10 protein-coding genes are annotated in these 19247 nt (G+C 69.8%); all 10 read right to left on the bottom strand.

The window, feature by feature from the left end; genetic code table 11:
* Positions 1-443: 443 nt before the first annotated feature.
* Complete coding sequence (locus ACK8CO_RS01355; RefSeq protein ID WP_414897893.1) at positions 444-3104, bottom strand: methyl-accepting chemotaxis protein; 2661 nt, start codon at positions 3102-3104, stop codon at positions 444-446.
* A 761-nt stretch (positions 3105-3865) separates the two neighbouring features.
* The gene (locus ACK8CO_RS01350) at positions 3866-5428 is read right to left on the bottom strand and encodes a formylglycine-generating enzyme family protein (RefSeq protein ID WP_414897892.1); all 1563 of its coding nucleotides are present in this window, start codon (positions 5426-5428) and stop codon (positions 3866-3868) included.
* Entirely contained in the window at positions 5425-6624 is a 1200-nt protein-coding gene (locus ACK8CO_RS01345) for an ABC transporter permease (RefSeq protein ID WP_414897891.1), read from the bottom strand. Before ACK8CO_RS01345 ends, ACK8CO_RS01350 begins: the two co-directional genes overlap by 4 nt.
* Positions 6621-7364, bottom strand: a complete 744-nt coding sequence (locus ACK8CO_RS01340; protein WP_414897890.1) for an ABC transporter ATP-binding protein — start codon at positions 7362-7364, stop codon at positions 6621-6623. The genes ACK8CO_RS01345 and ACK8CO_RS01340 overlap by 4 nt, the downstream gene beginning before the upstream one ends.
* 4 nt (positions 7365-7368) lie before the next feature.
* Complete coding sequence (locus ACK8CO_RS01335) at positions 7369-9285, bottom strand: VWA domain-containing protein (RefSeq protein WP_414897889.1); 1917 nt, start codon at positions 9283-9285, stop codon at positions 7369-7371.
* Positions 9282-10289 carry a hypothetical protein gene (locus ACK8CO_RS01330; RefSeq protein ID WP_414897888.1) on the bottom strand — a complete coding sequence of 336 codons (1008 nt, stop codon included), beginning with the start codon at positions 10287-10289 and terminating at the stop codon, positions 9282-9284. Before ACK8CO_RS01330 ends, ACK8CO_RS01335 begins: the two co-directional genes overlap by 4 nt.
* A gap of 3 nt (positions 10290-10292) precedes the next feature.
* Entirely contained in the window at positions 10293-13022 is a 2730-nt protein-coding gene (locus tag ACK8CO_RS01325; RefSeq protein WP_414897887.1) for a virulence factor SrfC family protein, read from the bottom strand.
* Positions 13023-13031: 9 nt separating this feature from the next.
* Positions 13032-16148: a virulence factor SrfB gene (locus ACK8CO_RS01320; protein ID WP_414897886.1), complete on the bottom strand. Its 3117-nt coding sequence runs from the start codon at positions 16146-16148 to the stop codon at positions 13032-13034.
* A complete protein-coding gene (locus tag ACK8CO_RS01315; protein ID WP_414897885.1) occupies positions 16145-17407 on the bottom strand; it encodes a hypothetical protein in 1263 nt (420 codons plus the stop codon). The genes ACK8CO_RS01320 and ACK8CO_RS01315 overlap by 4 nt, the downstream gene beginning before the upstream one ends.
* Before the next feature lie 10 nt (positions 17408-17417).
* Complete coding sequence (locus ACK8CO_RS01310; protein ID WP_414897884.1) at positions 17418-19247, bottom strand: trypsin-like peptidase domain-containing protein; 1830 nt, start codon at positions 19245-19247, stop codon at positions 17418-17420.

Raw genomic sequence — 19247 nt, 5'->3', positions numbered from 1 at the left:
CGGTCTTTCCCCGCGCCGGACGATCTTCGCAGTGACCTTATTCCCGCCGCCGCCAGGCATCGGCCTGCCGGTTCCGTCCGATCCATAACAGGCCGATCCCGCGGACAAGCCCGGATCCCGGCCTGGCAGATCCTGACGCCGTCGGTCGCGGGCAATGCCAGAGCGCCGAACCTGCCAGCCTGTTCCTGTCGCGGGGCGCCGAAGGCGCCGCCCGCTCAAGGCATGGGCCCAGTGCGGCTGACCAGCTGGCGGCCGCGTTCCGCCGGGCGGCGCGGGGCCGGGCCGCATGCCGATGGGCGGGCATCGGGCGGATGCCCTCCGACAACACGCTCAGGGACGGGCCGCGCCTTGCAGGAACCTTCGATCCCGAGACGCTTGCGGCGGAAACAGCGCCGCCCGTCCCCGGCGCGGCGCAGCGCGGGAAGCGGCGCGCGGCAGCTCCGTCAGCCAGCGCGGCGCAAGCGCGGGCTTTCCGGGGCGCGCGGGGCGGTCCAGCCGGTATCGGCGATCTTTTCCGGTCCGGAACCGTCAAGCCGGAACCGGGCGACGAGATCGGCCATGGTCGTGGCCTCCTCGCGCAGGTGCATGCTGGCGGCGGTCGCCTCCTCGACCATCGCGGCATTCTGTTGGGTCACCTGATCGAGCTGGGCGGTCCCGGCATTGATTTCGCCGATCCCGACGGATTGTTCGCGCGCGCCGGTCGCGATCGCGTCGACCAGGGCGGCAATCTCGCCGATCCGGGCGGTCATGTCGTTCAGCACTGCACCGGTCCGGTTGACGAGTTCGACGCCCGAGGCGACATGATCCGTGCTCGAGATGATCAGCGCCTTGATTTCCTTCGCGGCCTCCGATGACCGCTGGGCGAGGGCCCGGACCTCGGAGGCCACGACGGCAAAGCCGCGCCCGGCCTCGCCCGCCCGGGCTGCCTCGACGCCCGCATTCAGGGCCAGCAGATTGGTCTGGAAGGCGATGTCGTCGATCACGCCGATGATCCGGCCGATCGATTCCGACGATCTCTTGATCCCGGTCATGGCCGCGACCGTCTCGGTCACCACCGCGTTGTTCTGCTCGGCCTGGTCATGCGCCTGCCTGACGACCCGGTCGACCTCGGTCGCGCCCTCGGCCGCAGCGCGCACGCTGGCGGTCAGCTGGTCGAGCGCGGCGGCGGTCTCTTCCAGCGTCGCGGCCTGGTTCTCGGTCCGGCGCGACAGGTCGTCCGAGGAGGCACCGATCTCGGCCGCCCGCGACCGGATCGCGGCCGCATTGAGGGCAATGGTCGACATCATCTCGTTGAGGGTGCCGAGGGTCGCGTTGAAATCGGCGCGCAACGCCTCGTAATCGGGCGGGAAGGGGGCAGAGAGCGTGTGTGTCAGATCGCCCCCGGCCAGCGCCTTCAGCCCGTTTGCCAGATCGGCCACCATTGCCTTCTGCGCCTCTGTGCGGCGGCGCTCCTCGGCTTCGAGTGCGCGCTCATGGGCCTGCAGCCGCTCGCGTTCGGCAAGGCTGTCGCGAAAGACCAGAAGCGCCGCGGCCAGCCGCGCGACCTCGCCGCCGAACAGGCGCATGCCCGGCACCGCGACCATCTCGCCCCGGGCCAGCCGGTCGGTGATCCGGGTCAGCCGGCCGATCGGCCAGACGATCAGCAGCCAGGACAGGGCGATCGCCAGAAGCGCGACCGCGCCGCTGCCGGCCGCCAGCATCAGCAGGCGCTGGCGCGCCTCGCCCGCCTGACCCAGCATCGCGTCGCCCGCGACGCGGGCGGCGCCGACCGCGGCTTCGCTGGCCGCGCGCATCACCGCGGCGATCTCGCCGAGCCGCGCATTGGCCCGTATCGAGCGATCGGCGGCCTGATCCTGGGCGTCGAGCAGCGCCATCCGGGTTGCCACGATCCCTGTTTTGGCCCGCGTCTCGCGGGCGATCCGCCCCAGAAGCTCCTGCAGATCATCGGGCACGTAGCTGCGGGCGAGCAGGGCATCCAGCTCGGCGACGAGCCGGTCGAGCTCGGCCTGTCGCGCCGCTCCCTCCTCGGCATTCCGCGCGCTGGCGCCAAGGAAGGCCGTCGCGATCATCTTCTCGACCGCAAGCCCGATATCGGCGGTATCGCGGATCTGCTGCACCTCGTTGTTCAGCAACCGCTCGACCGCCTCGCCGTTGAAGACGGCCGCCTCGCGGGCGTCGGCCGTCAGCCTGGCGACGAGATCGTCCATTGCGGCGTTCAGGGCCCTCTCGCTGATCTCGCGCTGCCCGATCACCAGCTCATTCTGTCCCTCGCGCAGGCGAAACCCCTGCTTTGCCAGTTTGCCGAAGACGGCATGGGTCTCGGTCAGGGCCGGCAGATACGCCGCGACGGCCTGCATTCCGGTCAGCGGCTCGAGCGCGTCGCCAAGCGCTCCGAGGCTGGTTTCGGCCATCCCGCGCAGGATCGCGCTCTGGGCCGGATCTCCGGAACCGGAGATCGCCAGTGCCAGCCCGGCCAGAAGATTGATCTCGGCCCTGGCCTTCAGGATCAGCGTCGCGGCACGGAAATCGGTGCCGACCAGCTGTTCGAGGGTCGCGCTGACCGTCTCGCCGGTCTGTTTTCCGCCCAGCGCCATGTCATAGGCGGCATCGTCGCCAAGCTGGTACAGCCGGCTTCGGGTCGCTTCGGCCAGCCCGGTGAAGCTGACGATCTGACCGGTCAGCAGCTCTTGGTTGTCGAACCGGTTGCCAAGGGCTGCGCGCATCTCGCTGACGGCAAGGTCGAGCCCGGTCATCATCGGGCGCAACTCCCTGATGCGCTCGGCGGGCAGCTCGGCGATCGAGGCGGCAAGGGCGGTCTCGCGCGCCTTCAGATCGCGGAAGGCGTCATCGACCCCGCCGGGCGTCCGCGCCAGCAACATGCCGGTCAGCGCGCCACGGATCTCGCCGGTATCTTCGAGCACCGCGACGCTGGTCTCGATCCCGGGCAGCTGCTCGCCCAGCAGCCGCTCGAGCGCGCCCGACATGGCGGTAAAGACCAGAAAGCTGATCGCAATGGCGCCTGCGGTCAGCGCGCCCATGGTCACAAATCCCATCGACAGCTTGAGCGCGATGCTTCCGAACAGTCTTGAAAACAACTTCGCCATCGTATCCTCCGGCGTGCAGTAAAATTGAAATGGATCGGGGTGCCCGGCGGAGCCAGACTGCTCTGCAGGCTGATTGGCCGTCCGAAATGGCGGGACTGGAACCTTGCTGCGGCGAGACGGGCCGGCCGGCTTCGTCAAGGCGGCAGAGCCTGACCCCGAGGGGCCGCCGGTCATCGGATTTTGCAAAGCGCATGGTCAGACCGTTCGACGGGATGCCTGCGGCAAGCCTGTCGCTGCCGGGCAAGCCGCCCCGAAACAGCTCCGCCGAGCGGTCTGAAGCCGGGGTCTGCCCCGGGATCGGCCTTGGGCTTTGCAGCCCGCGTTCCATGCGGTCGCGTCGGGCACTGGCGAAAGAGGTCGCGCTGGAAAGCACCGGGTTCGGCCCGGCGATAGCGGCCCGGGTTATTTCGGCTGGGGGCAAGACAGCGCGCTCAGGTGTGTTGGGGGTGTCAAGGCAGACGCGCGCGCGAGGGCGGACCGGCAGGTCTCCGGCGGCCGCGCGACGGGCAATGCAGGCCGACTGCTGCGTTAAGCCGCCATCGGCGCGAAGGATCTGCGGTGCAAGGACGGGACCGGATACGAGCCACAGGACAGAAACGCTACACATCGGAAACTCGGATTGCGACACAGATCCGGAATCCGATACCGCCGAAAGACTTAACAATCGGTTCCGATCCACTGCCCGCAGAGGTCGCCACGGGCAGAAAATGGCGCTTTGGCAGCGACTTGCGGTCGCAGTGCAGCGGGCTGCGAGCGCGCGCTCAGCGAGAGAGGATCAGCAGGCGCAGCTCTTCTTCCGACATGTCGGGCCTGTTGCGATAGGCCTCGAGCAGGGCTGCGAAACGCGCGAGATTGTCGAGGATCTGGCGCTGGCCCGAGGCCGAGAGTTCGCCCTGCAAAAGCCGCATCGCATCCGCCGTCAGCCCCGGATCGGCGCCTTCGGTCAGGGATTCGGCGGCCGAGCGCAGCGACAGCAGATAGGTCTTCTGGACGTCGCGCAGAATGTCGAGCTTGCTCATCAGCTGGGCGCCCGCGCCGCGCAGCGCCGCGCATTGCTCGGCCCGGGCGCAGAGCCGGGTCTGGTCGGCGATGCCGATCAGCTCGCTGCTCATGCGCTGCTCTTCGCTCCGTCCGGCCCGCATCGCGCCCACCAGCACCGCGCCGTTCAGAAGGGTCGACTTGGCGGCCTCGCCGAAGGCCGCGGTCGCCTCCTCATCCGAGCGGCGGACCTCGAGTTGCAGATCCTGCAATGTGGCCTTCCGGCGGGGGTCGATTTCCTCGTCGATCATCTCGGCAAGGGTCGCGAGCGGGGTCTTGTCGGTGCCGTCGCGACCCGCATCTTCGGTCCGCGCGATCCAGCCCGCCTTGATCTCGCGCAGCACCGGGTCGGACCAGGCGACGCTGCGGCTGAGCACCAGACGCAACCCGAAGGTTTCGCCCGCCGTCGCGGTGCCGTCGGTGGCGCTGTAAAGCGGGTATTCGGTGCGTTCGGCCGAATAGACCTGCGCGGGCGCCGACAGCACCGAGCCGCCGCGTGTGACCAGCCCGCCCGCCTGGCCATGTTCGCGCCCGACCGCGTTCAACCGGTAGGGCTCCAGCATCAGCTCCTCGGCATTGCCGTAGATGTCGTAAAGCCCCAGCGGGTTCGGGCGGGCCAGCCCGACGGGCAGAAGCGCGCCGCGCGCCGAGCCCACGACCTTGGCATAATCGAGAAGATCGCCCTCGCCGAAGAAGCGGCGCGAGGGAAAGACCGTGGGGTCGACCGCCGCGCCGCCGCGGGCGGCGAATTCCCATTCGGTCTCGGTCGGCAGCCGCAGATAGGCCCGGCCCTCCGTCTCGGGCGGCAACGCATCGCGGGCCTCGGCCAGCAGCCATTCGGAATAAAGCTGCGACAGCTCGACCGCGCGGAACCACGAGAGCCCCCCCAGCGCGGTGCGCTCGATCCGTTTGGGCGGGCTGCAATCGCCCGTCAGTGCGCGGCCCTGGGCGCGGGTCATCTCGTAGCGGGCGATGTAATAGACGCTGTCGCCCGGCTCGGGGCCGGGGAAGGCACCGCGCAGATAGGCGGTGCGCAGATAGTCGGAATAGCCGGTCGCGGGATCGGACTGGCCGACCCGGATGCGGCGGTCGGCCAGCGGGTCATCGGCCTCGACCGGAACCACCACACGCTGGAAGGCCATCGCCCCGCCGCAGGGCATCGGCAGGATCAGATCGGCAGGCGCGGTCCCGGCTGCGGGGTCGTACTGGGCCTTGTCCCAGGTGACCGGGGCGGCGGCGACCGGCGCGGCCAGCAGAAGCGACAGGCCGAGGGCCGCGGCTCTCATGTCTCTTCCCTCAGGACGGTGGCGGGATCGGTGGCAAGGGCCGCCCGCGCCGCCGCCAGCGAGGCGCAGCCGACGAAGGCGATCACGGCCGCCGCGATGGCCGTGGCTTCGGCGGGGGAAACCGAGACCAGCCCGCCGCGCTCGGTCAGTCCGGTCTCGAACAGCCGCTCGGCCAGCGACGCGGTCAGGCGGAACAGCAGGAAGGAAAGGCACAGCCCCAGAACCGCCGTCACCAAGGCCTGGATCACCGGGAACAGCGACAACTGCCATTGCGGCAGCCCGAGAAGCCCCAGATTGGCGAGGGTCCGGCGGGTGCGCACGACCTCGCCCCAGAAGCCGAAGATCAGCGAAGCCGCAAGCCCCGCCGCCGCCACCGCTACGGTCAGCGCCAGCGCCAGCCCCAGATTGCGCCCGAGCGTCAGCACCGAAGTCACTTCGGCGGTCCGCGCCAGCGTCCTTATGCCGAAGCGGGCCTCCAGCCGGTCCTGCAGGGGCGCAAGCCGGTCGAGCGCGGTTGCATAGACCCGCATCCCCTCGAAACTTTCGGCACGCCCGGCCAGCGCCTTGCCGCTGTCGATGCCGTGCCCGGGCAGGGCGTAGCCGTCATAGAAGGCCTCGATCAGGTCGAGCAGGGCGATATCGGCCAGCACCACCCGCCCGTCGAGCCGCCCTTCGGGCAGGACACCCGCGACCCGCGCCTCCAGCACCAGCTGGCGCGGCCGGTTCTCGGCCTGGGTGAAGATCTCGACCCCATCGCCCGCGGCCAGCCCGAGCTGGGCGGCCAGCGCGGGCGAGACCGCGACCTCGTCCGGTCCGAGCCCCGGCAGCGGTGCGATCATCGGATCGCCGTTGCCAGAGGGCGCGATCAGGGCCTCCTGCCTTCCGCGCCCGCCCGTCGCACGGATATTCACATAGTCGAAAAGGCTGCGGGTCTTGAGCGTGGCGAAGCGGACATCCTCCCAGCCCTGCACCTCGGCCAGATCTGCGGGCGTGAAGCTCTGATTGCCCGCGGTGTCGATCTGGAGCGTCGCGGGGTTTGCCATCAGATCGCCGATCAGCGCGTCATAGACCCCGTTCCGCACCCCGAACAGCACCAGCAGCGGCACGATCACGCCCGCCAGCACCGCGACATTGCAAAAGACGAAGATCCAGTCCCGGAGCAGGGCCCTAAGCGCCAGCGTGATCAGGAGCCTCATGCCGCCTCCCGTCCGCCGGACAGGGCGCTCAGGCGGCTGACCGGGTGGCCCGGCGCATGGTCGGGGTCGAGCGCCAGCCGGTAGCGGGTCAGCGCAAAGCGGCCAAGCAGGTCGAGATCATGCGACGAGACGATCACCGCGCTGCCGGTGCGCCCCGCCGCCTCGAACAGAAGCGTCATCGCCTCGGCGGCGTTTTCGGGGTCGAGGGCTGCGGTCGGTTCATCCGCGATCACGAAGCGCGGCCGGTGCGCCAGCGCCCGGGCGATCGCGGCGCGCTGGCGCTGGCCGATCGACAGGCGTTCGGGCCGCAGCCCCGCGACCGGGCCAAGCCCGAGGCGCTCGATCAGCTCGGCGACAAGGGCAGGGTCGGGGCGGTCGCAGATCCGCTGGGGCAGGGCCACGTTCTCGGAAAGCGTCAGGAAGGGCAGAAGCCCGCCCGTTTGCGGCACAAAACCGAAAAGCCGCCCGCGCAGGCGTGCGATCCGGCGCCGCCGTGCCCACAGTGCCGTCAGCTCGCGCTCCGGCCCATCGGCGGGGCAGAGCCGATAGACCCCGCCCGGATCGGGCGCGCGCAAGAGGCCCAGAAGCTCCAGCAGCAAGGTCTTGCCGGTGCCGCTCGGGCCCGTCAGCCCCACGGTCTCGCCCGCGACGATGCGGAGTTCGGGCACCCTCAGCGCGAAGCCCCGGTCGCCATCGGCAAGCGAGACCCCGAGATCGCGGATGACAAGCGCGTCCGCCATCGGCTCAGGGCAGGATGTCGAAGGGCATCGCGAAGACCTGCTCGCCATCGGGCGCGCCCTCGTAAAGCGCGGTCCAGACGGACGGGTCGTACAGCCATTTGCGATACTGGGTCAGTTTCTGGCGCATGCCGTCGATGATCTCGCGCCGCACCATCGGGCCCGACATCCAGCGCGCCTCGTCGGTCTGCAGAAGCTGGCTGCGATAGGGCAGCCGTTCGAGATATTCGAGCGCGCCGCCCAGGCTGTCGGCATCGGTCGCGACCAGCCGGTCGGGGTTCTGCGCCATCTGCGCGATGACGCCGCGCACCTGGCGGAAGAAGCCGCGTGCCTCGTCCTCGCCGCGCGTGCCCTCGGCCAGCCGGACCAGGTTGTCGAGCAGCTCGGCCATGGTCGCCATCTCGTTCTTGGTCACCAGAAGCCGCGGCTCGAGCGCCAGCGCCTGCGGTTTCTCGGCCGCCCTCTCGGTCACCCAGCTTTCGAAGACATCGGGCGCGCGGGTCCCCTCGCGGGCGCCGAGCCAGGCCAGCTGCAGCGCATGGCCCAGGAATTCGAGATTGGCGTCGCGGTCTTCGGGGGCCTGCACCTGCGCCTGTCCCAGCGCCATCCGCACGTGATCGGTCAGCGCCGTGACCAGCGCCGTCACGGTATCCTCGAAGGCCTGCTCCGAGCCGCCCTCGATGGGATAGTAGAACTGCCGCCCGGCAAAGCGCGAGAGCTGCCGGTAGCGCTCGGCGGCATAGTCGTGATTGGCCGCGCCCGCAGCCGTCTTCAGATGCAGCGTCATGATGACGATGTTGCGCCCCTCGGCATCGCGCTGGATCTCGACCGGGCCGATTTCCGAGCGCGCATTGGGGTCGCGCGGATCCTTCGGCCCGGCATCGGTCATGAGGATGACATAGCGCGCATCGAACGGATCGCCGGTGCCCGCCTGGTCCCAGTCGGTCCGGCGGATCGCATCCTCGACCCCGGCCAGACTGTCCTCGTTGAAGCCGGGCGAGGAGACCGTCGCCGTGCGGGTATTGTCGATTGCCTCGAGCACCGGCAACTGGTTGAGGCGCCTGTCGAGCGGGATCACCTCGCGGGTGCGGTAGGCCAGCCCCGGCACGGCCTCGGGATTGTCGCGGAAGGCCTCGATGCCGAAATTGATCCGCTCGCCGATATCGGTGCCGTTGATGTCGAAGATGATCCGGGCCAGCGCCTTGCGGGTGCGCTCGATATAGGGCTGCATCGACTTGGTGGTGTCGAAGACGAAGACGACGCCCGCATCGAAATCGCCCGCCGCAGAGGAGGCCTCGGCCGCGGGCAGATCGTCGCGAAGCGGCACCGAGGCCACTTTCAGAAGCAGGTTCGCGTCATAGGTCATCGGGTGCAGGTCCTCGACGAAATCGAGGATCGGCAGGATGTAGAAGCGCTCGCGGATATTGACGTAATTCTCGGGTTCGATGGCGACGACGCCGTCCTCGGGCGCAAGCATCCCGGTTTCGGCCTTCTCGATCAGCCGGGCCTGGGTGGCGACCAGCGCCTCATCCTCCATGAAGCCACGCAGGCCGTCCTCGGTCCGGAACATCAGCGAGCGGGCCCGGTCGGCGGGATTGGTGAAGGTGGCGACGATGTTCTGTTTCCACTCGACCACGGTCCCGGTCTCGACCCAGCCCGCGGGCGCGGCGCTTGCCGAGGGCCCGACCTCGACCCAGCCCTCCTGCCGGGCGAAGACGTAAAGCGGCTGGAAGGCCGGATAGCGGCTGGCGACGGGACCGCCCGGCGCGTCATGAAGCGCTGCGCCCGGCCGGGTCAGGACCCGCTGATAGACCGTCGAGGTATCCTCGAGCAGCAACGGATGCGCGAGGCCCGGGCCGCTCTGGGCCAGGAAAAGCGCGATCGCAAGGGCCGAAAGGGCCGGGCGGAGGCGGGCAGGTCTCATGGACGGCAATACTCCTCGGCGGCGCTTCGCGACAGCGTGTCCGGGGCCGCGCGCAATTCGGGGCAGAGACGGTCGAGGCGCTGGGCGGCCTCGGTACTGCCCGCGGCGCGGGCCCGGGCATAATATTCGGCGGCCTTCGAGGCGCTTGGCGTCAGGCTCAGCCCGATCTCGGTCTCGACCGGGTCGTCATTGGCGCCCTCGTCGTAGATTTCGCCGAACAGCAGCAGCGCATCGGCGTCGCCCGCATCGGCCCCGGCCTCGAGCGCGGCCAGCGCCTGCTGCGGCGTGACCCGCGCGCCGCAGCGCGACATCAGCGCCCGGCCCTCGGCGAAGGGCAGGGCGCCAAGACCGGCCAGCGCGTCAGGCCCGCAGGGGTCGGGCGGCGTCGGCTCGGCCTCGGGGCGCTCGGCGACCACCGGTAGGGGGGGCGGCTGCATCAGGAACCAGGCCAGAGCCCCGCCGCAGGTCAGAAGCACCAGCGCCGCGAGCCCGCCGATCAGGGGCAGGCGCGAGCGGCGTTTTTCCTGCGTTTCGGCGGGCGGTTCGGCGGCGCTGCCTTCGGCCTGTGCCTCGGGCTCCGGCAGCTTGCCTGTCAGCTTGCCCGTCAGCTTGGCTGTCAGCCGGCCCGCCGCCTCGGCGGGTTCCGCGCGCGCCACGGCAAGCCCGCCGATCCGGGCGGCCCCCGGCATCGGCACCACGTCGTCGGGCCAGCTCAGCTCGGCCTCGATCCGGTTCACCCGGAGCTTCAGCGCGGCATATTCCTCGATCCGGTTGACGATCTCGGGGCCGATCACCAGCCTCGCGCGGTCGCCGTCGCGCGCCACCTCATAGGGGCCGAACTCGGCCCGGTCGGATTGCCAGCCATCGAGCCCGAGGAAGCGTTCGGAAAAGGCGTCGAAGACCGAGACCGTGGCCTCGGCCTCGGGCAGGGCGGCGGCCTCGGCCGACAGCTCGGCATAGCCCCCGGAGGGACGTCGCGGATCGGGGCGGATCTTCAGCGGCATCGCCTATGCGCCTCCCGCGCCGAGATCGGCCAGGATCTCGCCAAGCTTCAGATTCTGCGCGACATTGATGGTGCCCGCATCGCTGTCGCGGGCATTGGCCACGAACATCGCGTCCAGCGCGAAGACCCAGTCGGTCCAGGTCTCCTCGGCGGTCGGGCGCGGCTCGGGCGGCAGGCCATCGGCATCGTCGGCGCCGGGGCGGGGTGCGAAGACCGGGCGGCTGCCGCCCTCCGGCAGTTCGATCCGGGCGCGGTCCGAGGCGGGCAGGGCGTCGCTGCCCAGCACCGCGACGAAGCGGTTGATATGCTCGGCGCAGAGGATGGCGGCGGGTTCGGCCTGCTTGTCGACGGTCAGCCCGAAGGCCATCGCCTTGAGCTGGGCGCAGATCCGCTCGACCACGCCGATACGCCGGAGCGCATGGGTGAGCTCGGCCGAAAGCACGGTGACCGAGCCCGGACTCAGCCCGAAATGCCCGGCCGTCGCTACATCCTCGCGGAACCGCTTGAGCCCCTCGATCCAGACCTCGACCGCGCTTTCGGCCTGGAAGGTCTCGGCTGTCATGGTGCGGATATCGGTGCCGGAGTGGGTGCTGGTGTCGGTGTCGGGCCGGGGCTCGCCGGTCGAGATCCGGGTGGCCGCGGGCTCGGCCAGCGCCAGATCGGCGGCCGGCGCGGGGCGGCCCGGGCGGCCGGGGCGCAGCGGGCGGCCGGGCCGGGCGGGCGCTGTCGGGCGCGAGGTCTCGGCGGCGGGGCGCGCCGTGGCCGCGCTCGAGACCGCCTGCGAGATCCGGATCGAGGACGGCACCCGCGAGATGCGGTCCTGCACCAGATCCTGATCGACCATCAGCGCGGCCAGCACCGCGCCGAAGCGATGCCGCTGCAGCGCGATTTCCAGCTCGTCGATGAGGACGGCCGCCGCCTCGCGCTTTTCCTCGATCCGGCGGCCGATATCGTCCGAGACATGGAAAGGCGCCAGATCGGCCGCGAGATCGGCCGCCAGCCTGTCGAGCTGGGCGGCGATCTGGCTGGTCTTGCTGTCGGGGGTGCAGATCTCGGAAAGCCGCCCGATCAGATAGCTGACGCCGCCATCGTTCAGCCCGAGTGCCGCATCCCAGGCGGCGGCCGGATCGGCGAAATGGCGCTGGACGCTGGCGGCCTCCAGACAGCCCGCGCGCAGTTCGGCCAGGCGCGCCTCCTTGTCGGGACGGATGCGGATCTCGCGCCTGGCCTCGTCATAATCGATCAGACCCTCGACATAGAAATTCGGGTTGCGCAGCCAGTAGCAATTGTCGAAGGGCCGCCCCGGGGTCCAGTGCTCGACCCAGGGGTCCTTGCCGCGGCCGAATTTCTCGAGAAGCGAGGCCTGCATCCGGCGCTCGAAGCGGGTTTCCGCGCCGCCGGCGGCGGCACTCTCGCCCAGATGCTTGTCGAACTTGGTCAGCACGAAGAACAGGATGCAGCGGCTCGCCGTGCGCTGTTTCGCGCCCGCGCCATGGGTCATCGCGATCCAGGTCTCGACGAGACCGGGCAGGTCGAGCGTCTCCATGTTGCTGTCCGGGATGCAGAGCAGCATCGAGGTGATGTCCTGGTTCTCTACATAGCGGTCGAAAAGATAGGCGACCTTGCCGCGCAGCAGAAGCTGGGTCACGGTCTTGCCGGGCTCGGCCAGGGTTTTCGACAGCGGCTGTTCGAAGCGGTTGCGGGCACCGGGAAAGTCCAGCAGGTCGGTGTCCTCGAACAGCTCGTGGGGCCGGGTCTGCATCGGCATCACGAGTTCCGCCGCCAGTGCGCAGACGAGGGCACGCGGCAGCGCGACCCGGGCGCCCGAGGGCAGACAGAGCGGCAGGCTGTCGCCCGTCTCTCCGTAAAGCCCGTGCAGCGTCTTCACGTCGATGATCGAGCTTTCGCGCGGCGTCAGCGCGGCCAGCGGCGCATGCACCTCCTCGGCATTGCCGAGCTGCTGCAGCGCCTCGCCCAGACGGATGTAGAGATCGCTCAGCGCCTCATGCCCGCCCCAGAGGATGGCGAAGAAGGCGGCCCGGTCGGCAACGCCCAGCGTCGGCGCGATCAGGGCGGCCTCCTCCCAGAAGGTCCGGAGCCCCGCCGCATAGGCCGTCCGTCCGAAGCTGCGATTGACGTAATCGGCGATTTCCAGAACGTCGTCATGGCTCAGCCCCGGCACTTGGGTGCCGCCCGCCTTCGCGCGGAAGGCGTCCAGATGGGCGGTGATCGCCTCGGGCTCGGGCACGGGTTCCGACTGGTCGCCATCCATGTAGAAGGAATTGACGATGGTGCGCGCGACATCGGCCTCGGACAGCAGCACCAGCCGGATCGGAAAGCCCTCGGGGCAGGGGGCCTTGATCATGGTGAAGCGGGTGACAAGCCCGGTCGATTCCCCTTCGCCCTCGGGATTGATCTCGCGGATATAGTCGAGCTGGCCGCCCGGGCCCTGGAAATCGGCCACCAGCCGCCCGTTCTCGGGCCGCGCCAGCACCGAGACCAGAAAGGATTTCCCCGCCTGCGACGGGCCGAAGACGCTGACCGACATCCTGGTGCGGGCGGCGCGCCCCAGCTTCTGCGCCCGGCTTGCGCCCTTTCGCAGCGCCTGCGCCAGCGACTTGCGGTCGAGCCCCACGGTCTCGGCGTTCTCGGGGTCGGACACCCAGTCGAGCGCCCGGCGGGCCGCCGTCTCGACCCGGGCGCATCTTTCGGCAAGCTGGTCCTTCGTCGTCATCCTGCCCCCTCAGTACCGGAACACGCCGGTATCGATCCAGTATTCGTCGTCGAAGCCCAGCGTATGCAGCTTGAGCACGACATCGGTATTCTTCATCCCGTCGCCCACGCCATCCTCGACCAGGGTGATCTCGAAGGCCTCGCGCAGCGCCTCGCGCCTCAGCTTGGCCTCGGAATCCTCGCGCTCGTCATCGTCGTAATCGGCCTTCTCGAAGGTCACCCGGATCGGTGTCGGCCGACGCTGGGCATTGGGATTGGCGAAGTCGAGCCGGAACAGCGGCGTCGTCGTCCAGCGCTCGATCGGCAATTGCCGCGAGCCGATATGGACGGGCGAGAACATGCTGACCGTGGCCTCCTGCGCGCCGCCCCTGGCGTCGAGATCGAGATCCGAGAACATCAGCCGCGCATCGAGGATCTGGCCGTTATTGTCCATCTCGCCGACGAAGCGCGCGGTCGATTTCATCTGGAAGGCGCCGGTCGTGACCTTGAAGTTCGGGATCCGGTTCTCGGACAGCGCGATCAGCATGCCGCCGACCGCGACCGTGCTTTTGGGATCGCCGATGCGCTGGGTGATCGGGTCGCGGAACGGATACCAGCGCCCGGTCTTGTAGCTGTGCATCGAGACCAGCCGGTAGGGCGGCACCACCAGCAGTTCCTCGACGATCGAGCGCACGGCGGGCAGCCGCGAGGGCCGCCCGGTCAACAGCACCACATCGACGCCCAGATGGTCGATCACCTCGGCCATGTTGCCCAGCACCTTCTGGAACGCCTCGCGGGCGATGGCGTCGACATCCTCGCGCGAGGTTGTGATCGTCACATCGGCAAAGCGCCAGTCGGGCGCGCCGACATCGCGGGCGGCCTGCTCGACATAGGCCAGGATCTCCTCCGAGATCAGCGGCTCGGCCGGGCCCGCGCGGGGCGGCGCCACGCCATCCTCGTCGGGTTCGGGCGCGGGCCGGGGCAGGCCCAGCGTATCGGCCACCGACAGATCGAAGCGGCCATATTCGGCGGCGGTCTCGGAATGGGTCAGGATCGCGACCGCCAGCGGCATCAGGGCGCGCAGCGCGAACTGCCGGCGCTTCTGCACCACCTGCTGATCCTGCCCGCCGATATCGCCCGCGAAGAGCTCGCGCAGCTTCTCGCCGACATAGCGCCCGCCCGCGGCCTCGATCGAGGTCTGCAGACGCGGCAGCACGATGCCAGACACCACCCGCTGCAGCATATCGTCGCCCGCGACCCGGAAACCCTCGCGGAAGGTCTGGACGGGGTGCAGCACGCGGTTGGCCTCGGACCAGTATGTCGAGATCATCAGATCGGTGGTGCCGCCGCCGATATCGATGCAGGCAAGCCTGAGGCTGGGGCTGGGCGCGGTCTCGCCGGGGCGGATGCGGTCGCGGCCCTTCAGGCGCAGGAAGGCCTCGATGTTTCCGTCGAATTTCTGGGTGATCTCGCTGTAGAGATAGACCAGCTGGGTGCAGCTTGCCTCGTCCCATTCGACGGTGACGGCGGGCTTGGTCTTGTAGCGGTCCAGCGCCTCGTCCATGCCCAGCATCGCCCAGACCATCTTCAGCGCACCCTCGGCACGGCTGCGCATGATCGCCTGTTCCTGCACCGAGGTCGCGGTGGGCAGGGTCAGGATGATGCGGTTGAGCCTGCGCGGCAGGTCCGATTGCGCCCGGCGCGCGCGCGAGGCGGGGTCGTTGATCTGCACCAGCGCATGGCTGAAGATCTCGGCCAGCATGAAGCCGAACAGCGACGAGCGTGAAAAGCGCGGCCGGATCGCGCGGTCCGAGGGCGTGCGGCCGCGGCGGCGCAGGCGTTGCTTTTCCTCATGGCGGACCTGTTCGATCACGTCGCCTGCCTCGTTCAGCTGGCGCATCGCGGCGCGCACCGATTTGGGCAGGTTGTTCGGGTCGACATGGTTGTGAAAGCGCCAGTCCTGCTGGCGCGCCTCGTCATCCCAGAGATAGCGTTTCGGGGACGAAAGCCCCGACATGGTCTCGGTGCCTTCCTCGCGCTGGATCAGCCTCAGCGCCTCGGGGCCGACGCGCACGAAGCCCGGCCACATGAAGGCGTTGCGGCGCCCCGAGCGGCTGGCGAAGCGGTCATCGCCGAATTTCAGATCGGCGAATTCGACCCGGCTTTCGAACAGGCCCGAATAGTAAAGCTCGGGCCGCGACAGATCGCGGATCTCGAGCGGGAAGGAGCGCACCAGATCGACCCGAGATTCCCCCGGGAAGCGTTCGATCAGGATGCCGCAGGTGCGCGAATTGCCCACATCCAGCACCAGATCGACATCGACCGGCGTCACCGCATCGCGTTCCGAGACGGTGTTGACGAAGCGGATCTTCGGGATCTTCACCGCCTGGTCTATGACTTGCAGACAGGTGAGATAGCGCGCCCAATGCTCGAACTGATGCGGCAGGGTGTCCTCGGAAATGTTGCGCCCGGGCCGTTCGGCCCGCTTGAAGCCCAGGAACAGCTCCTTCAGCCAGTCCGACACCCAGAGTTGCGGGTCGCGTGGCTGGCCGTCCTCGCCTTCCTCGATCCGGCGCAGGAACCAGTCCATCTGCGCGGGGTCCGAGACTAAGCGGAAATCGCGCGGGTTCTCGGCATCGGCGATCTGGGGGGCGACGTAATGGGCCGACTGATCCTGCGCGGTCAGCGCGGTATCGAGCGCGATCTGCACCCGGTGGGTATGGCCGGTCTCGGGGTCGGGGGCGGCCAGCTCGACCACCCGCATCCGCGCCCAGGTCGAGGGGCCGGGATCGAAGCGTTCCTCGCCCGCCGGCCCGCGCTCGGATTTCATCCTGAGAACCGGCACCGGCACCCATTTCGACAGGAACGGTTCCAGTGCTGCCATGGGCCGGATGGAATAGGGGTCGTCATCGGGCCTGGCGGCGCTTTCCAGCGGCGCGTCGATCTCCTCATTGCCGGTCAGCGGGATCAGCATGCGTTCGTCGGGCGCCTCGTCGAGGGTGCGCTCGATGAACCGCCAGGGGCGGGTGGCGACCTTGTCGATGGCAAAGCCGAAATCCAGCATCTGGATGCCCGAGAACGGCACCAGGGTGATGTCCTCGTGCCAGTTCACGAGCGGCCGGAGCTGTTCCTTGCGGTCAGAGATCATGGCAATCCGGGATAGTTGATGGTGGTGGTCCAGCTTTCGCCCTGACGGCTCAGGGTGCCGTGCTGCAGAACCTCGCTGTCGGCATCGCGGATCAGCAGCCGGAAGCTGTCGGGTCCGCGGGTGCGATCCTTGAACAGGGTGACGGTGGCGCGGTAATTGCCTGCGGCCGGACCTTCGAAGTAGATGTTCTCGACCGGGTCGGGGCGGATCCGGTCGACATTGCTGTCGACATCGAGCCGGCCGTTGCAGACGTTCTTGGCACGATACCAGATCTTGCCGCCGGTCGGGCAGGTAACGGCCAGGTCGATATCCGATGGGCCGTTCCAGAACAGCGAGAAGTTCAGATCGCCCCGCCGCGCCCCGGCTTCCTCGAGCGCACGGTCATAGCGGCTTTCCTCGACCGGAGGGGCGGCGGGCGGCGGCGAAGGGGGCGGTGGCGCGGGCTGGCAGGCGCGGTCGGCAATGGCGATCTGGCGCTCGATCCGGTCGATCCGGTCCTGCAGGATCAGGGTGCTGGCATCGGCGGCCGAGGCCTCGGGCGGCGGCGCCGGGCAGAAGGAGAGCGCACCCAGTCCGCGCAGCCCGCAGGCCGGAACCAGAAGTGCCAGGATCGCCGCCAGCATGAGCGCGAGGATCAGCCAGCCGAGCCAGAGCAGAAGCGGCCAGAGCGCGATGCCGGGGCGCGGGCTTGCGGGGGCCATGGTTTGGGTGGGCGCCGTCGCGGTCGCGGGGGCGGTCGCGGCCGGGGCCGGGGCCGGGGCCGGGGCGGCGGGCATAGAGCGGGCGGCGCCGGTCAGGAGCCCGCGTTCCGAGCGCTGGCGGTCGCCGGTCCAGGCCCAGTTGACCAGCACGGGCCGGGGTGCGGGCCCGTCGCCGATGGCATAGATGTACTCATCGCCCGGCACCTGGAGCGCGTTTCGCAGCGCCTCGGACAGGCGTTCCGAGCTGGGGCTGCCCTCCGCCGCGATCTCGTCGGCCAGGGCCGCGATCTCGCCCTGCAGCGTCGCCAGCCGGGCCAGGACCTCCGCGCGCAGGTCGGGGGCAAGCGCGTCGAGCCGGTGCACCGTGCCCGGCATCGGCGCATACCAGTCATAGCGGTCGCCCTGCTCGGTCGCCACCGGCTCGGCGAAAAGTGCGGCATGATCGGGGCCGAGCCGGTCGCGCAGGGTGTCGGCGATCAGCTCGTAGGACCGCTGCTCGCGGCTGCCGATGGCGGTCAGCCCGGCCGAGGAGGTGGTGACGATGAGCGCCTCGAACATCCGGTCCCTCCTAATCGTCCGAGGAGGGGCGGAGGTTGAAATCGGGCACACCCGCGGCGGCATCGGTCGGGGTTCCGGCGCTGGCGGGGGGCGCCACCGGGCGCAGCAGCTGCGGCTGGCAGGGCCGGGTGACGGTGGCAGGCGTCAGCGCGGCGGATTCGAGAAAGTCGAGCAGGTCGCCAGAGGAGAGCGCGAAGTTCAGATTGCGCAGCGCGCCCTGCCGGACGAAGGTGTTCACGCCCACCACCCGGCCGCACATGTCGACCAGCGGCCCGCCGGAATTGCCCTGCGAGATCGGCGCGGAATGGACAAGGGCGGGGCTGCCCTGGGCCAGTGCCTGCTCGGCATTGACGGTGCCGTCGGTGACCGCGAGATCGGGCACCGGATCGGTGCCGCCGCGCCAGTCGCCCAGCAGGTCGTCGGGGTAGCCCGCCGCGATCACGCTTTGCAGCTTCAGCGAATGACCGGGCTTCAGAAGCGTGAAATAGGGCGCATTCACGCCTTCGACGCGGAGCAGCGCGAAATCGCGCCCGGTGCTGCCGAACGGCCCGACGGTCTTGATCACCGTCGCCTGATATTGCTGTCCGAGGCTCCGGTTGATGACGAAGATCCTCTCGCCCTGCGCGCCCTCGACCACGTGACTGTTCGTCACGACGAGGTCGAGGCCGACGAAGAAGCCCGAGCCGCGTTCAGCCCGCACCTGCTGGCCCGGGCGGGCATCGGCATCGGCGAGATAGCGGACCACCATCACCGTGCGGGCCTCGATCAGCTCCAGCAACGAGGTCAGATCCATCGCCGAGGCGCCGTCCGAGGGCACCTGCACCCGGGCCGGGTCGGGCGGCAGGATCGGGCGCGGATCGGCGGCGGCGCGGCTGCCGGGGGCATCGGCCGGGTTGGCCGGATCGGGCGGCAGCAGCCCCTCGATGGTGCGGCCGTCGGGAATAGTCAGGGTGCCGTCGGGGCGGCATTGGGCGCCCTCGAGTGCGGTTTGCAGCCGGGCCAGCCGCTCTTCGAGCGAGGCGTTGATCTCGGCCACGGCCGTGGCCGCGGCCGCGCGGTCGATGGCCGGGTCGGGACTGCGCGGCGGAAAGATCCGGGTGCCGGGCAGAAGCAGCCAGACCAGCACGCCGCCCGCGATCAAGAGCAGGACCAGAAGCGGCACCCAGGCGATCGGACCGGGCCAGGCGCGCGTGCGCGCCTCGAGCGCGACCGGGCCGGGCGCCACCGCGGTTGCGCCCACGGCCGGGGCCGCGCTGCCATCGGGGCCGGTTCCGGGCGGCTCATCGGTGGGGGCATCGGGACGCCGCGCCTGCGCCTCGGCGGGGCTGAGTGGCGGGGCCGCGGCCAGCGGCAGGAAGCGGCCCAGCGTGGCGGCGACATGGGCGCCGCGGGTCTCGGGATCGCGGCTCATCCCGACCGGCAGCATGCCCCAGTTCACGATCACCGGCTGGCCGTCGACAACCCAGATATCGCCCTCGGGATGGTTGGCCAGATGCAGCGCCGCGCCGATCAGCGGTCCGTCCTCGGGATCGGCAAGATGGGGGCGGATGGCGCGCAGCCTTTCGCTCAGCACGGCCTCGGCCCGGCTGCGGTCGGCCTCGTCCAGAGCGCGCAGCGGGCGGCCCTCGCCGGGGTGCCCGGTATACCAGGCGATGCTGGCGGGCGCGGTCTCGTTGCCGCGGCTCAGCAGCGGCTCGGCAAAGAGCGCGGCCGCCTCGGGCGAGACCCGTTCGTGCAGCGCCTGATACAGCGCCCCGTAGCTTTCCAGCGCCAGCCCGCCGCCGGTTTCGAGGCACTGGCTCAGCTCGATCCGGCTCTTGGTCAGGAAATGCTCGGCCAT

The organism is Rhodovulum sp. HP10, from assembly GCF_047553435.1.
GTDB lineage: Bacteria > Pseudomonadota > Alphaproteobacteria > Rhodobacterales > Rhodobacteraceae > Rhodovulum.
Note: the sequence above shows the minus strand (reverse complement) of the source record. Positions and strands in the feature narration are given on the sequence as shown.

What these genes read in the sequence shown, in the direction of transcription:
- ACK8CO_RS01330 (WP_414897888.1), bottom strand. Translation starts at nt 10,289, where the DNA reads ATGCCGCTGAAGATCCGCCCCGATCCGCGACGTCCCTCCGGGGGCTAT.
- ACK8CO_RS01310 (WP_414897884.1), bottom strand. Translation starts at nt 19,247, where the DNA reads ATGGCCGAGCATTTCCTGACCAAGAGCCGGATCGAGCTGAGCCAGTGC.
- ACK8CO_RS01325 (WP_414897887.1), bottom strand. Translation starts at nt 13,022, where the DNA reads ATGACGACGAAGGACCAGCTTGCCGAAAGATGCGCCCGGGTCGAGACG.
- ACK8CO_RS01350 (WP_414897892.1), bottom strand. Translation starts at nt 5,428, where the DNA reads ATGAGAGCCGCGGCCCTCGGCCTGTCGCTTCTGCTGGCCGCGCCGGTC.
- ACK8CO_RS01355 (WP_414897893.1), bottom strand. Translation starts at nt 3,104, where the DNA reads ATGGCGAAGTTGTTTTCAAGACTGTTCGGAAGCATCGCGCTCAAGCTG.
- ACK8CO_RS01345 (WP_414897891.1), bottom strand. Translation starts at nt 6,624, where the DNA reads ATGAGGCTCCTGATCACGCTGGCGCTTAGGGCCCTGCTCCGGGACTGG.
- ACK8CO_RS01320 (WP_414897886.1), bottom strand. Translation starts at nt 16,148, where the DNA reads ATGATCTCTGACCGCAAGGAACAGCTCCGGCCGCTCGTGAACTGGCAC.
- ACK8CO_RS01315 (WP_414897885.1), bottom strand. Translation starts at nt 17,407, where the DNA reads ATGTTCGAGGCGCTCATCGTCACCACCTCCTCGGCCGGGCTGACCGCC.
- ACK8CO_RS01340 (WP_414897890.1), bottom strand. Translation starts at nt 7,364, where the DNA reads ATGGCGGACGCGCTTGTCATCCGCGATCTCGGGGTCTCGCTTGCCGAT.
- ACK8CO_RS01335 (WP_414897889.1), bottom strand. Translation starts at nt 9,285, where the DNA reads ATGAGACCTGCCCGCCTCCGCCCGGCCCTTTCGGCCCTTGCGATCGCG.